This window comes from Pantoea sp. SGAir0175 (assembly GCF_043547855.1).
This window is the reverse complement of record NZ_CP028081.1, coordinates 3,313,981-3,328,166: the sequence shown is the minus strand read 5'-3', so window position 1 is coordinate 3,328,166 and position 14,186 is coordinate 3,313,981. Positions and strand designations below refer to the sequence as shown.

At 59.8% G+C, this 14,186-nt stretch carries 11 protein-coding genes; 7 read left to right on the top strand and 4 right to left on the bottom strand.

Annotated elements, in window-relative coordinates:
- Window positions 1-36: 36 nt before the first annotated feature.
- The 5 genes from mrcB to fhuB all read left to right on the top strand — a co-directional run bounded on the left by mrcB (window position 37) and on the right by fhuB (window position 8,798).
- Window positions 37-2,568, top strand: coding sequence for a bifunctional glycosyl transferase/transpeptidase (gene mrcB, locus C1N56_RS15690; RefSeq protein ID WP_132466664.1), 2,532 nt, complete (start codon window positions 37-39; stop codon window positions 2,566-2,568).
- Window positions 2,569-2,896: 328 nt separating this feature from the next.
- Window positions 2,897-5,095: a ferrichrome porin FhuA gene (fhuA, locus tag C1N56_RS15685; protein WP_394515601.1), complete on the top strand. Its 2,199-nt coding sequence runs from the start codon at window positions 2,897-2,899 to the stop codon at window positions 5,093-5,095.
- Window positions 5,096-5,139: 44 nt separating this feature from the next.
- The gene (fhuC, locus tag C1N56_RS15680; protein WP_088516628.1) at window positions 5,140-5,934 is read left to right on the top strand and encodes a Fe3+-hydroxamate ABC transporter ATP-binding protein FhuC; all 795 of its coding nucleotides are present in this window, start codon (window positions 5,140-5,142) and stop codon (window positions 5,932-5,934) included.
- Window positions 5,935-5,943: 9 nt separating this feature from the next.
- Complete coding sequence (gene fhuD / locus C1N56_RS15675; RefSeq protein WP_021507504.1) at window positions 5,944-6,822, top strand: Fe(3+)-hydroxamate ABC transporter substrate-binding protein FhuD; 879 nt, start codon at window positions 5,944-5,946, stop codon at window positions 6,820-6,822.
- The gene (gene fhuB / locus C1N56_RS15670) at window positions 6,822-8,798 is read left to right on the top strand and encodes a Fe(3+)-hydroxamate ABC transporter permease FhuB (protein ID WP_211726669.1); all 1,977 of its coding nucleotides are present in this window, start codon (window positions 6,822-6,824) and stop codon (window positions 8,796-8,798) included. Before fhuD ends, fhuB begins: the two co-directional genes overlap by 1 nt.
- 35 nt (window positions 8,799-8,833) lie before the next feature.
- Here the strand turns inward: fhuB and hemL are convergent, their stop codons facing one another.
- The gene (gene hemL, locus C1N56_RS15665) at window positions 8,834-10,114 is read right to left on the bottom strand and encodes a glutamate-1-semialdehyde 2,1-aminomutase (protein WP_021507502.1); all 1,281 of its coding nucleotides are present in this window, start codon (window positions 10,112-10,114) and stop codon (window positions 8,834-8,836) included.
- Between the two features lie 221 nt (window positions 10,115-10,335).
- Here hemL and erpA point away from each other — a divergent pair, with 221 nt between their 5' ends.
- Complete coding sequence (erpA, locus tag C1N56_RS15660) at window positions 10,336-10,683, top strand: iron-sulfur cluster insertion protein ErpA (RefSeq protein ID WP_021507501.1); 348 nt, start codon at window positions 10,336-10,338, stop codon at window positions 10,681-10,683.
- A gap of 33 nt (window positions 10,684-10,716) precedes the next feature.
- Here erpA and C1N56_RS15655 read toward each other — a convergent pair whose 3' ends face one another.
- The 3 genes from C1N56_RS15655 to mtnN all read right to left on the bottom strand — a co-directional run bounded on the left by C1N56_RS15655 (window position 10,717) and on the right by mtnN (window position 12,572).
- Window positions 10,717-10,968 carry a hypothetical protein gene (locus C1N56_RS15655; protein ID WP_021507500.1) on the bottom strand — a complete coding sequence of 84 codons (252 nt, stop codon included), beginning with the start codon at window positions 10,966-10,968 and terminating at the stop codon, window positions 10,717-10,719.
- Window positions 10,969-11,074: 106 nt separating this feature from the next.
- Window positions 11,075-11,881 carry a vitamin B12 ABC transporter substrate-binding protein BtuF gene (btuF, locus tag C1N56_RS15650; protein WP_150360719.1) on the bottom strand — a complete coding sequence of 269 codons (807 nt, stop codon included), beginning with the start codon at window positions 11,879-11,881 and terminating at the stop codon, window positions 11,075-11,077.
- Window positions 11,874-12,572: a 5'-methylthioadenosine/S-adenosylhomocysteine nucleosidase gene (gene mtnN / locus C1N56_RS15645; RefSeq protein ID WP_136546859.1), complete on the bottom strand. Its 699-nt coding sequence runs from the start codon at window positions 12,570-12,572 to the stop codon at window positions 11,874-11,876. The genes btuF and mtnN overlap by 8 nt, the downstream gene beginning before the upstream one ends.
- Window positions 12,573-12,670: 98 nt before the next feature.
- Here mtnN and dgt point away from each other — a divergent pair, with 98 nt between their 5' ends.
- On the top strand, window positions 12,671-14,164 hold the full coding sequence (gene dgt / locus C1N56_RS15640) for a dGTPase (RefSeq protein ID WP_150360720.1): 1,494 nt from the start codon (window positions 12,671-12,673) through the stop codon (window positions 14,162-14,164).
- Window positions 14,165-14,186 lie beyond the last annotated feature (22 nt).

Genomic DNA, 14,186 nt, shown 5'->3' with positions numbered 1-14,186 from the left:
CGGCGCTGCCGTAGCTATGCCTGGAGAAAACAAAGCATGTCTGGGAACGATCGCGAACCTATTGGGCGCAAAGGAAAAGCGCCAAAGCCGCCGCGTAACGTTACGCGCCGGGGTCGCCGCAGGGAGCCTGAAGATGATATCGATCAGGACGATTTTGACGAAGATGATGAGGAGAGTGCGCCGGTGCCACCCAAAGGTAAAGGAAAACGACCCGCGCGTGGCAAACGCCGCTGGTTAGGCTGGTTGATTAAACTCTTCCTGGTGTTTGTCGTGGTGATGGCCGCCTGGGGCGTCTATCTCGATTCGGAAATCCGCAGCCGCATTGACGGTAAAGTGTGGCAGCTGCCAGCGGCCGTATACGGGCGCATGGTCAGCCTCGAACCGGGCATGGCTTACGACAAGAAAGAGATGATTGCGCTGCTGGAAGGCACGCAGTATCGCGAAGTGTCGCGCATTACCCGTCCGGGTGAGTTCAGCGTGAAAGGCAACACCATCGACCTGCTGCGCCGTCCGTTTGATTTTCCGGACAGCAAAGAGGGCCAGATTAACGCGCGTCTCACCTTCAGCAACAACGAGCTGAGCGAGATTAAAAACCTCGATACCGGACGCGACTTTGGCTTCTTCCGCCTCGATCCGCGGCTGATCACCATGTTGCAGTCGCCAAACGGCGAGCAGCGTCTGTTTGTGCCGCGCGCCGGGTTCCCGGATCTGCTGGTCGATACGCTGATCGCCACCGAAGACCGCCACTTCTACGAGCATGACGGCATCAGCCCGTACTCGATTGGTCGCGCCTTCCTCGCCAATATCACCGCCGGTAAAGCGGTGCAGGGCGGCAGTACGCTGACGCAGCAACTGGTGAAAAACCTGTTCCTCACCAACGAACGCTCGCTGTGGCGTAAAGCGCGTGAAGCCTATATGGCGGTGATCATGGATGCGCGCTACAGCAAAGATCGCATTCTTGAGCTCTACCTGAACGAGGTGTATCTCGGCCAGGCGGGCAACGACCAAATCCGCGGTTTCCCGCTGGCCAGCCTGTACTACTTTGGCCGCCCGGTGGACGAACTGAGCCTTGATCAGCAGGCGATGCTGGTCGGCATGGTTAAAGGTGCGTCGCTGTACAATCCGTGGCGTAATCCGCAGCTGGCGCTGGAGCGACGTAACCTGGTGCTGCGTCTGCTGCAACAGCAGAAAGTGATCGACCAGGAGCTGTACGACATGCTGTCGGCGCGGCCGCTTGGCGTTCAGCCGAAAGGTGGGGTGATCACGCCGCAGCCGGCATTTATGCAGATGGTGCGTAATGAGCTGCAGGCGAAGCTGGGCGATAAGGTCAAAGATCTCTCCGGCGTGAAGATCTTCACCACGCTCGATCCGATTTCGCAGGATGCGGCGGAAAAAGCGGTTGAAGACGGCATTCCCACGCTGAAGAAACAGCGCGGGCTGAAAGATCTGGAAACCGCGATGGTGGTGGTCGACCGCTTCAGTGGTGAAGTGCGCGCGATGGTCGGCGGTGCCGATCCGCAGTTTGCCGGCTATAACCGCGCGCTGCAGGCGCGTCGCTCGATTGGCTCACTGGCAAAACCGGCGACCTATCTGACCGCCCTCAGCCAGCCAAACAGCTATCGCCTGAACAGCTGGATCGCCGACGAACCGATCGCGCTGAAACAGCCAAACGGTTCGGTGTGGAAGCCGATGAACGACGATCGTCGCTTCAGCGGTAAAGTGATGCTGGTGGATGCGCTGACTAACTCGATGAACGTGCCAACCGTTAACCTCGGTATGACGCTGGGACTCGACGCGGTAGTGGATACCTGGACCAAACTGGGCGTGCCAAAAGATCAGCTGCATCCGGTACCGGCGATGCTGCTGGGGGCGCTTAATCTGACGCCGATTGAAGTGGCGCAGGCGTTCCAGTCAATTGCCAGCGGCGGTAACCGCGCTGCGCTGTCGGCGGTGCGCTCGGTAATTGCGGAAGATGGCACGGTGCTGTATCAGAGCTTCCCGCAGGCGCAGCGCGTTGAGCCGGCGCAGGCGGCGTATCTGACGCTGTATACCATGCAGCAGGTGGCCGATCACGGTACGGCGCGGGCGCTGGGCGCACGCTTCCCGGGTGCGCATCTGGCGGCGAAAACCGGTACCACCAATGACCTGATCGACAGCTGGTTTGCCGGTATTGATGGCAAAGAAGTGGCGATCACCTGGGTTGGCCGCGACAACAACCAGACCTCGAAGCTGTACGGTGCCAGTGGTGCGATGCAGATCTATCGTCGCTACCTCGACAATCAGGCGCCGATGCCACTGGTCCTGACGCCACCGGAAGATATCACTCAGATGAATATCGATTCGGCCGGTAACTTTGTCTGCGGCAGCGGCAGCAGCACCTGGCGTTCGCTGCCGGTGTGGGCGCTGGATCCGAACGCGCTGTGCCAGCAGCAACAGCAGCAGATTCAGCAACAGCAACAGCAAGAACAGCAACAACAGCAACAACAGCAACAGCAGCAGCCGCAGGGCGAGCAGAAGGACTCTGACGGCGTCGCGGGCTGGATTAAAGATATGTTTGGCAGTAAATAAGCCATCCGGCACTGCACCGGCTTTATACCTTCAGAGCCTGTGCAGTGCCGGCGTTTTACCACCACGTGGCGGTGCCAGATACATGGCGGCGCTCCAGCCTGAGTCTTGCATAAAAGCTGAATTTAACTCCCTCTGGCGCTGCGGCGCCTTTTTCTTTGCCCGCCATTTTTTTAGCCGCGATCATGGATATGTGCGATCCGCTGGCAAACTCACCGCCAGCAGGCATTACATCTTGCGGTGCTTGCCGGGTTTCGCCTAAAATCCGTGCGTCTAATAATCATTCTCGTTTCCATTCGCCTGCATTGTTCTATTTTCATGAGATCCCACTATGAATGCGCGAAACACTTTTCCTTGTTCTCTGCGCGCGGTGACCACCCGTCGACCGCTCGCGTTATTGATTTCCCTGACTCTGGGCACACTCAGCATGCAGGCGCTGGCCGAAGATACCGTGGTAGTGACGGCTGATGGCGGCAGCGGCGTCGCGCAGGAGAGCGCATGGGGACCATCGCCGACCATCGCCGCTAAACACAGCGCGACCGGCACCAAAACCGATACGCCAATCGAGAAGAATCCGCAGTCGGTGTCGGTGGTGACGCAGGAAGAGATGTCAATGCATGCGGTGACCAGCGTCAAAGGTGCGTTCAATTACACGCCAGGCGTGCTGACCGGTAACCGCGGCAGCTCGGACGTTATCGACGCGCTGTCGATTCGCGGCTTCAGCGAAACCAACACCAACCAGTATCTGGATGGCCTGAAGCTACAGGGTGACAACTACTCCGAATTCGCTATCGATCCTTACTTCCTTGAGCGCGCGGAGCTGCTGCGCGGCCCGGTGTCGGTGCTGTACGGTAAGAGCAACCCGGGCGGTGTGGTGTCACTGGTGAGCAAGCGGCCGACCCAGGAGACGCTGCGTGAAGTCCAGTTCCAGATGGGCACCGACAACCTGTTCTCCACCGGCTTCGATTTTGGCGGCTCACTGGATGATGACGGCGTTTACAGCTATCGCCTGACCGGCCTGGCGCGCAGCGCCGATGCGCAACAGGAGATGAACAAAGAGAAGCGCTATACCCTTGCGCCTTCGTTCAGCTGGCGTCCCGATGCCAATACCCGCTTTGACCTGCTGACCTACTTCCAGAACGAACCGGAAACCGGCTATTACGGCTGGCTGCCGCGTGAAGGCACCGTGGTGGGCATCACCCGGCCGGACGGCAGCAGCTATAAGCTGCCCACCAATTTTGATGAAGGCGAAGACAGCAATAAGATCTCGCGCAACACCAAAATGGTTGGCTATAACTTTGAGCACAGCTTTAACGACACCTGGACGGTGCGCCAGAATCTGCGCTATGCGGAGCTGAAAACGAATTATCGTAGTATTTATGGCAACGGCTATTTGCCTGAGTCACAAGAGATTACACGTGGTTCAGCCATTTCCGATGAGAAACTGAATCAGTTTGCTGTCGATAATCAGGTGCAGGCAAAATTTGCTACCGGTGCGGTCGATCATACGCTGCTGATGGGGGTTGATTATCAGCGCACCCGTAATGATATTGATGCTGCATTTGCCTCCGCAGCGCCAATCAATGCGATCGATCCGCAGTACGGTAATGATGCTGTGGGTGCCGCCTTCCCCTATCAATATCTGAACCGTCAGGAACAAACTGGCCTGTATACGCAGGATCAGATGGAATGGAATAAATGGGTGCTGACGCTGGGCGGGCGATACGATTATGCGATGACCTCCGCACTGAACCGTAACGGTAACAGCGAAGTAAAAAACCACGACCAGGCATTTACCTGGCGCGGTGGTGTGAACTATGTGTTTGATAATGGTATCGCGCCGTATTTCAGCTACAGCGAATCCTTTATCCCAACGGCTGGCACCACGGTTGATGGGAAACCTTTTGACCCATCCCGCGCGAAGCAGTATGAGGCTGGCGTAAAATACGTACCAAAAGATCGCCCGATTGTGGTCACCGCAGCGGTTTATCAGCTGACTAAAACCAAAAACCTGACGGCAGATCCGAACAGCCTGCAGTTTAGTGTGCAGGGAGGGGAGATTCGCTCACGTGGCGTCGAGCTGGAAGCCAAAGCGGCGCTTAACGCCAACATCAACCTGACGGCGGCTTACTCATATACCGATGCGGAATACACCGAAGACACCTTGCTGAAAGGCCGTACGCCGGTGCAGGTGCCGAAGCACATGGCCTCGCTGTGGGGCGATTACACCTTCCATGAAACCGCACTGTCGGGCTTCACCGTGGGTGCCGGGGTACGCTACGTGGGGGAAAGCAAAGGCCTGTACGCCAGCGGCGCAAATGCCAACCAGAACTTTGACGTCGCCGCGTACACCACTGTAGATGCCGCACTGAAATACGATCTGGGCCGCTTCGGCTTGCCGGGCTCAACCGTCGGCGTCAACATCAACAACCTGTTCGATCGCGAATACGTTGCCAGCTGCTACCGCGACTACGCCTGCTACTGGGGCGCAGAGCGCCAGATCGTCGGTACCGCCACCTTCCGCTTCTGATACTGAACACAGGGCGCTGCGGCGCCCGTTAACCAGGGATTATCATGCAGCATCCGCACCACGCAGAAACCACCTTTTCACTGGAAAACGTCAGCTTCCGTGTACCGGGCCGCACGCTGCTGCATCCGCTGTCGCTGACTTTCGCCCCGGGCAAAGTCACCGCGCTGATCGGGCATAACGGTTCCGGTAAATCCACGCTGCTGAAGATGCTCGGCCGTCACCATGCCGCCAGCGAAGGGCGCGTGATGTTGAACGGTGAGGCGGTTGATACCTGGAGCAGTAAAGCTTTTGCACGTCAGGTAGCCTATCTGCCGCAGCAGCTGCCTGCGGCGGAGGGCATGACGGTGCGCGAGCTGGTGGCGATTGGGCGCTATCCGTGGCACGGTGCGCTGGGGCGCTACGGCCAGGAAGATCGCGATCGGGTAGACGAGGCGATTGCGCTGGTTGGACTGAAACCCTTCGCCGGGCGGCTGGTGGACAGCCTGTCCGGCGGCGAGCGGCAGCGTGCGTGGCTGGCAATGCTGGTGGCACAGAACAGCCGCTGCCTGCTGCTGGACGAACCCACGTCGGCGCTGGATATCGCCCATCAGGTTGATGTGCTGGCGCTGATTCAGCGTCTCAGCCACGAACGCGGCCTGACGGTGATAGCGGTACTGCACGATCTCAACATGGCGGCTCGCTACTGTGACCGGCTGGTGGCGCTGCGCGCGGGCGAAGTGATCGCGCAAGGCGGACCGGAAGCGATTATGCAGGCCGGGGTGCTGGGTGATATTTATGGCATTCCGATGGGCATTCTGCCGCATCCGCAGGGCGGCGCGCCCGTCAGCTTTGTCTACTGAGGCCTCGTGATGTTCGACCTTTCCCGTCGCCGTCTGCTGACCGCGCTGGCGCTCTCACCGCTGATGAACCTTGCACCGCTGCGCGCCGCGCCGCCGGACAGCCAGCGCATCCTGGCGCTGGAGTGGCTGCCGGTGGAGCTGCTGATGGCGCTCGGCGTCGCCCCGCTCGGCGTGGCCGATCTGCATAACTACGCCATCTGGGTGGGCGACCCGGTCTTGCCAGCCGGCACCCTCGATCTCGGCTTACGCACCGAACCCAATCTGGAACTGATGACCCAGCTGGCACCGTCACTGATCCTGCACTCCAACGGTTACGGCCCGGCGGTCGACAAGCTGGAGCGCATTGCGCCGACGATGGGCTTTGACCTCAACAGCGGCGATGGCAAACCGTTCACCACCGCGCGCACATCGCTGCATGCGCTGGGTGCCCGGCTTGGCCTTGAAGCGCAGGCACAGGCCCATTTGCACTGGGTGGATGGTGAAGTGGCGGCCGCGCGTGAGCGGTTACGTCCGTGGGCGCAACGTCCGCTGCTGCTGATGTCGCTGATGGATCCGCGTCACGCCATTACCTTCGGTAAAGGCAGCCTGTTCCTCGAGGTGATGGAGCAGCTTGGCCTGCGCAATGCCTGGCAGGGCGAAACCAACTTCTGGGGCAGTGCGGTGGTCGGGCTGGAGCGGCTGGCGGAGGTCGGTGACGTTGAGGTGATCTGCTTCGATCACGATAACGAACGCGATATGCAGCAGGTGACGCAAAGCGCACTGTGGCAGGCGCTGCCGTTTGTCCGTTCCGGCCGTTTCCGGCGGGTGCCTGCGGTGTGGTACTACGGCGCCACTTACTCAGCCATCAAATTTATTCGCGTGCTGGAACGCGCGCTGGAGTCGCACTGATGCGCAACCGTCTGTTTCCCGTCGCGCTGCTCAGCGTGCTCAGTTTACTGGCGCTGGCGCTCACGTTTATCAACCTGCGCCAGGCGCTGCCGCTGGCGCAGTGGCAGCAGGCGATGTTCGCGCCGGATATCGATAACATCCGTCAGGTGGTGTTCCACTACAGCCTGCTGTCGCGGCTGGCGCTGGCGCTGCTGGTCGGGGCCGGACTTGGCCTCGCGGGCCTGCTGTTTCAGCAGGTGCTGCGCAATCCGCTGGCGGAGCCGACCACGCTGGGCGTCTCTTCCGGCGCGCAGCTTGGCCTGACCGTCGCCACTCTGTGGCAGCTGCCGGGCGGGGAGCTGACGCAGCAGTTTGCTGCGATGGGCGGGGCGGTGCTGGTCGGCGTGCTGGTGTTTGGTATCGCCTGGGGCAAGCGTCTGTCGCCGGTGACGCTGATCCTGGCCGGTCTGGTACTGAGCCTGTATGCCGGCGCGGTTAATCAAATCTTTGCCATCTTCAATCACGATCAGCTGCAAAACATGTTTCTGTGGAGCACCGGCGCGCTGAACCAGCTCGACGGCCACAACGTGGCGCTGCTGTGGCCGCGCCTGCTGCTGGCGTTCGCACTGGCGCTGGCGCTGTTGCGTCCGCTGACGTTGATGGGGCTGGATGATGGCGTGGCAAAAAACCTCGGTCTGGCGCTGTCGGCGGCGCGCATTGCCGCGCTGGCGCTGGCGATCCTGCTCAGTGCGCAGCTGGTTAACGTCGCCGGTATCATCGGCTTTATCGGGCTGTTCGCGCCGCTGCTGGCGAAGATGCTGGGGGCGCGTCGTCTGCTGAGCCGCTTGCTGCTGGCGCCGCTGATTGGCGCACTTCTGCTGTGGCTGGCCGATCAGTGCGTGCTGTGGCTGACTGCGCACTGGCGTGAAGTGTCAACCGGGACGGCTACCGCGCTGATTGGCGTGCCGATTCTGCTGTGGCTGCTGCCGCGTCTGCGCACGGGCTCGCTGCCGCCGGCGATGAATGCCGGCGACACAGTGCCGCAGGAGCGACAGGCCGTGCTGCGCTGGTGCCTGGCGGGCGTGATGATTCTGGCGCTGTGCAGTCTGGCAGGCATCGCGTTTGGGCGCGACGCACACGGCTGGACGTGGGTCAGCGGCGATATGCTGCAACAGCTGCTGCCGTGGCGTGTGCCGCGCGTGCTGGCGGCACTGGTGGTCGGCACGATGCTGGGCGTCGCCGGGGTGCTGATTCAGCGCCTGACTGGTAATCCGATGGCCAGTCCGGAAGTGCTGGGCATCAGCTCCGGGGCGGCCTGCGGGGTGGTGGTGATGCTGTTCTTTGTGCCCGGCAACGCGGTCGCCTGGCTGTTGCCTGCGGGCGTGCTGGGTGCCGCGCTGACGCTGCTGGTGATTATGCTGGTGGCCAGCCGCGGCGGTTTTGCACCGGAACGCATGCTGCTGGCCGGAATGGCGCTGAACAGTGCGTTTGTCACGTTACTGATGGTGTTGCTGGCGAGCGGCGATCCGCGCATGGCCGGGCTGCTGAGCTGGATTTCCGGTTCGACGTACAATATCTCAATGACGCAGGCGCTGCAGAGTGCTGTCGTGGGCATGATACTGGTGGCGCTGGCACCGCTGGCCAGCCGCTGGCTGACGCTGCTGCCGCTCGGCAGTGCCACGGCGCGCTCAGCCGGCATGGCGCTGAACCGATCGCGCTTCGGCCTGCTGTTGCTGGCGGCCGCGCTGACCGCCACCGCGACGCTCACTATCGGTCCGCTGAGTTTTATTGGCCTGATGGCGCCACATATTGTGCGCATGCTCGGCTTCCGTCGCGCGCTGCCGCAATTGCTGATGGCTGGCCTGCTCGGCGGGGGCCTGCTGGTGTTCGCCGACTGGTGCGGCCGCATGCTGGCCTTCCCGGATCAAATCCCGGCGGGTCTGATGGCGACCTTCTTCGGCGCGCCGTATTTTATCTGGCTGCTAAGGCGCGCTTAGTGAAGCGGGGCGCTATGAATGGCGCCCCGGCAGGTTTACAGCTGCGCGAAGCAGCGGCGGGCGGCATCGACGGTGCGCTGAATATCTTCCTGGCTGTGCGCCAGTGACATAAAGCCGGCCTCATAGGCCGATGGCGCGAGGTAAACACCTTCCTGCAGCATCAGATGGAAGAAACGCTTAAAGCGCTCCACATCGCACTTTGTCACGTCGGCGTAGCAGGTCACGCTGTCGGCGTCGGTGAAGAAAATACCGAACATGCCACCGACGTGGTTTACCACCAGCGGGATATTTTCCGCCTCAGCTGCCGCCAGCAGGCCAGCACACAGCTGGTCGGTGAGCGCGGTTAAGGTCGCATGGGTGCCAGGCTGCGCAATCTGCGACAGGCAGGCAAAACCGGCGGCCATGGCAATCGGGTTGCCGGACAGCGTGCCCGCCTGATAAACCGGGCCGGTGGGGGCCAGCGCGGCCATCACTTCGCGGCGGCCGCCAAAGGCACCAACCGGCATACCGCCGCCGATGATCTTGCCGAGGCAGGTCAGGTCTGGCGTAACGTCGTAATAAGCCTGGGCACCGCCCAGCGCCACGCGGAAGCCGGTCATCACTTCATCAATAATCAGCAGCGCGCCAAACTCATCACACAGCGCACGCAGGCCCGGCAGGAATTCCGGCTGCGGCGGGATGCAGTTCATGTTGCCTGCCACCGGTTCGACGATGATACAGGCGATCTCTTGCGGATACTGCTCAAACGCCGCGCGCACCGAGTCGAGATCGTTATAGGTGCAGGTCAGGGTGTGACGGGCGAAATCCGCCGGCACGCCCGGCGAGTTGGGCTGGCCGAGGGTCAGCGCACCGGAACCGGCTTTCACCAGCAGGCAGTCAGCGTGGCCGTGGTAGCAGCCCTCAAATTTGATGATTTTGTCACGCTGGGTGAAACCGCGCGCCAGGCGGATGGCGCTCATGGTGGCTTCGGTGCCGGAGTTAACCATACGCACCATGTCCATGCTCGGCACCAGCTCGCACACCAGCTCGGCCATCTTCACTTCCATCTCGGTCGGCGCGCCAAAACTCAGGCCGCGCGCGGCGGCTTCGATCACCGCATTGCGTATGGTGGCGTTATTGTGGCCCAGCACCATCGGTCCCCAGGAGCCGACGTAATCAATATAGGCTTTGCCATCGGCATCATACAGATAGGCACCGTCGGCGCGTTCGATGAACAGCGGCACGCCGCCCACACCGGTAAAGGCACGCACCGGGGAGTTCACGCCGCCCGGGATCAGGCGTTGTGCTTCGGCATACAGGTTTTCTGACTTACTCATGGTTCGGCTCCTGCTGTTCTGGAAAAAATCTGGCGCCATTCTACGGAAGAGCGGCCGGTGAAGAAAGGCGCGCGGCCGCTTGCGCCTGCGACATTGCTATACTTTATGCCATAACTGGCGGCACACAGTGTCAAGGGCGCTACTTGATTGCACTGGACGGCTGGCAGATAATAGCGAAATTGAGGTCGTTTTCTGACCTGGACGTTTACCCGGAGTAAAAGATGAGTGACGACGTAGCCGCGCTGCCTCTGCAGTTCACCGATGCAGCAGCGAAAAAAGTAAAAAACCTGATTGCGGATGAAGAGAATCCGGCGCTGAAACTGCGCGTATATATCACCGGCGGGGGCTGCAGTGGCTTCCAGTATGGTTTTACTTTTGACGATCAAATGAATGACGGCGACATGACCATCGAGAAGCAGGGTGTGGCGCTGGTGGTTGACCCGATGAGCCTGCAGTATCTGGTGGGTGGATCGGTTGACTACACCGAAGGTCTGGAAGGTTCCCGCTTTATCGTGACCAATCCCAACGCCAAAACCACCTGCGGCTGCGGCTCCTCTTTCAGCATCTGATGCTGGGCTGGCTGCCGTTCTGGCAGCCATGATTTACCACTCAATTGTCACTAAGCGAGCCGTTTCACGGCGCAACGCATCGCGGTTCAGTACGCTTTGTGTCACGCGCGGCTGCGCGCTGAAATGCCGGCCGCAGTCAACAGACGGCAGCGTCTGCTCACTCGGGCGTGAGATATCGCAGCGGGAGAAAATCGTTAGCGAGACGGCGATAGAGCCTGTGGTGGTTGCCGCACCGATCGGTGCAGCCACGATCAGCCCTATGGCCAGCAGCAGCGCTCTGGTCATGGTGAAATCCTGGTGATGTCAAAAGTGCGCTACGCGCTAAAAGGGCACAGAGCATACGTGGCCGCTGTGCCTTGTTATTTGATTTTCGACATGAATCGTCGAATCTTTAGTCTGGTAATGCTTTATTTTTCGTCGGATGTAAAGCTTCGCACAATTGTTTTGCCGCCAGCAGCAGGCGCGGACCCGGCCGGCTCAGCCAGTCATCGTTAAGCGCAATCACCGGCACGTTAAGCTGCGGCTGCCAGAAGCGCGCGACGCTGGCGGCGCGGCTGGCATCACCGCCAGTGACAATCGCCTGCGGATGCCGCATCAGCACCTGCTCCCGGCTCACCTGAGGCCAGCTCACACTGCTGTCAGCAAAGATATTGCGACCGCCGCACAGGGTGATAACCTCATTCTGCAGCGTGCTGCGCGCGGCGGTAAACAGCGGCTGCTGGCCAAACTGCAGAAACAGCGGCACCGGCGTTTGCTGCTGATAGCGCTGACGCAGCGTCTGCAGCTGCTGGTGTAACGCCTGTGCGGCCGCGGTGGCCCGCTGGGGCTGTGGGCTCCAGCGCTGCAGCGCTGCCAGCGCGTCAATCATCTGATCGAGTGATTGCGGATCGATCCATTCCACATGGATGCCCAGACGCTGTAGCTGCTCCACCTGGCGTAGCGGATTGCCGCCGCGCCAGGCCAGCACCACATCCGGCCTGAGCTGCACAATGCGTTCAACGCGAATGCCCTGCCAGTTCGCCACCTGCTCCAGCTGGCGAGCAGCGGCGGGATAGTCTGACCAGGCGCTCACCGCCACTGGCGTGATGCCGGCGGCAAACGCCAGTTCGGTGAGATGCGGCGACAGGGTAATGACGCGCGGTGCGGCCAGCAGACTGTGGCACAGCAGCCACAGCCCGAGCAGCAGATATTTAGCCACGCGCCAGCTGAGCCAGCAGGTTTTCCACCATCAGTGACGACTGTTTAGCCGCCACGCTGAGGAACTCTTCGAAACTCAGATGCGACGCTTTATCGGCCACGTCAGAAATAGCGCGTACCACCACGAACGGCACCTTAAACTGATGGCAAACGTGACCAATCGCCGTGGCTTCCATCTCTACCGCAATCGCCTGCGGGAAGGTGCTGCGGATACGCTCCAGCGGCGCGGCGCCATTGATAAAGGCGTCACCGCTGACCACCAGACCGCGCACCGCGTTGAGATCCAGCTGTTTGATCACCTGCTCTGCGACGGCAATCAGCGCGCTGTCCGCGACAAACGCCGCCGGGCAGCCCGCCATCTGACCAGGCTCATAGCCAAAAGCGGTGACATCGGCATCGTGATAACGCACTTCATCGGACACCACGATATCGCCCACCTGTAGGGTTGGCGCCAGACCGCCTGCGGAACCGGTGTTGATCACCAGATCCGGTTTGCACAGCTCCAGCAGCAGCGTGGTACCCAGCGCCGCCGCGGTTTTGCCGATGCCCGATTTCAGCAGAGCCACCTCAACGCCGTTGAGCGTACCGGTGTAAATTTCGCAGCCGGCCAGCGTCAGCGTCTGACGGTTTTCAATTTTGTCACGCAGCAGTGTGACTTCCTGCTCCATCGCGCCAATAATGCCTGCTTTCATAAAGAATCTCGCTGTAGTTATGGATGTATAAGGCTAAAGTGAGGCATAGTCTAACATGGCTCAAAGGGGATCAATTCAGGAAAAAATAAGGGGTAACAATGGCGACGATCAATTTCAGGAAGAAGATCAGTTTCACCCGCCCTTATACAAGCCGCAAAGATCCCGAAGGCGAATACTTTATTACCCGCCACTTTGAAAGCGATCGTGGACGCATTATTAATTCTGCCGCGATTCGCCGTCTGCAACAAAAAACCCAGGTGTTTCCGCTGGAGCGGAATGCGGCCGTGCGCTCGCGCCTGACCCATTCGCTTGAGGTGCAGCAAACCGGGCGTTACATCACCAAAGAGATTCTGCATACGCTGAAAACCCAGGGCGGCGGGCTGGCGGCTTACGGCCTCGATGGCTTTGAGGGCGCGGTCGAGAGCCTGGTGGAGATGGCCTGCCTGCTGCACGACGTCGGCAACCCGCCGTTTGGCCATTTTGGTGAAGCGGCGATCAATGACTGGTTTGATGACAACCTGCCGGCCGAACTGGTGGATCCGCTGGTGGCGGGCGTGGCGGATGACGCGCAGCGTGCCGATTTCGACCGGTTAAATGCAATGATTCGTCAGGATTTGTGCCATTTCGAAGGGAATGCGCAGGCCATTCGGCTGGTGCATACCCTGCTGCAGCTAAATCTTAGCTATGCGCAGGTAGCGTGTATTTTAAAATACACCGCGCCGGCGTGGTGGCAGGGCGATAAGCCGGCGGAGTTCAGCGTGTTAATGAAAAAGCCGGGTTTCTATTTATCCGAACGTGAATATGTGGCCGATCTCCGCGCGGCAACGGATATACCTGAGCACCACCGTTATCCGCTGACCTGGATAATGGAAGCGGCTGACGATATCTCCTATTGTATTGCCGACCTTGATGACGCCGTAGAAAAAGACATCTTCACCGTCGATACGCTCTATCATTCTTTGCTCAACGCCTGGGGTCCGGTGAAATCCGGCGACGCGTTCAGCCGCACCATTAATGAAGCGTGGAAAGAGGCCAATCAGAAAAAGCGTCGCAGTATTAGCGATCAATTTTTCATGTCGCTGCGGGTCAACGTCCAGAGCGTGCTGGTCAGCCATGCGGTGCGCCGCTTTGTTGATAATTTACCTGCCATTTTTGCCGGCAGCTTTAACCATGCGCTGCTGGAAGATGACGGTGATGAAGGGCGCCTGTTAAAATTATTTAAAACCGTGGCGCGCCAGCAGGTGTTTAATCACCCTGAAGTTGAGCAGCTGGAATTACAGGGTTATCGGGTCATTAAAGGATTACTGGAAATTTATCAGTCGCTGATGCAGCTCGATTATGAACAGTTTACCACGTTAATGAATGAGGATTTTCTCGCGAAACATCCGATCGAAACCCGACTGTTTCATAAACTTTCCGGTAAACATCGTAAAGCTTATCAGCAACAGATGCGTAACCTGGTGGTGCAGCATAAATATCAGCGATTGTTATGGGAACGTTATTATCGCTCGCGGCTGATTCAGGACTATATCAGCGGGATGACGGACAATTACGCCTGGGATGAGTATCGTCGGTTGATGGCGGTGGAATAAGCGCAGTTTTGTAAAGACGAAG

Bases quoted from the DNA above. Each gene is read 5' to 3' on its own strand.
- dgt (WP_150360720.1), top strand. From the start codon at position 12,671: ATGGCGACGATCAATTTCAGGAAGAAGATCAGTTTCACCCGCCCTTAT.
- C1N56_RS15655 (WP_021507500.1), bottom strand. From the start codon at position 10,968: ATGACCAGAGCGCTGCTGCTGGCCATAGGGCTGATCGTGGCTGCACCG.
- fhuA (WP_394515601.1), top strand. From the start codon at position 2,897: ATGAATGCGCGAAACACTTTTCCTTGTTCTCTGCGCGCGGTGACCACC.
- fhuB (WP_211726669.1), top strand. From the start codon at position 6,822: ATGCGCAACCGTCTGTTTCCCGTCGCGCTGCTCAGCGTGCTCAGTTTA.
- fhuC (WP_088516628.1), top strand. From the start codon at position 5,140: ATGCAGCATCCGCACCACGCAGAAACCACCTTTTCACTGGAAAACGTC.
- mtnN (WP_136546859.1), bottom strand. From the start codon at position 12,572: ATGAAAGCAGGCATTATTGGCGCGATGGAGCAGGAAGTCACACTGCTG.
- mrcB (WP_132466664.1), top strand. From the start codon at position 37: ATGTCTGGGAACGATCGCGAACCTATTGGGCGCAAAGGAAAAGCGCCA.
- fhuD (WP_021507504.1), top strand. From the start codon at position 5,944: ATGTTCGACCTTTCCCGTCGCCGTCTGCTGACCGCGCTGGCGCTCTCA.
- erpA (WP_021507501.1), top strand. From the start codon at position 10,336: ATGAGTGACGACGTAGCCGCGCTGCCTCTGCAGTTCACCGATGCAGCA.
- hemL (WP_021507502.1), bottom strand. From the start codon at position 10,114: ATGAGTAAGTCAGAAAACCTGTATGCCGAAGCACAACGCCTGATCCCG.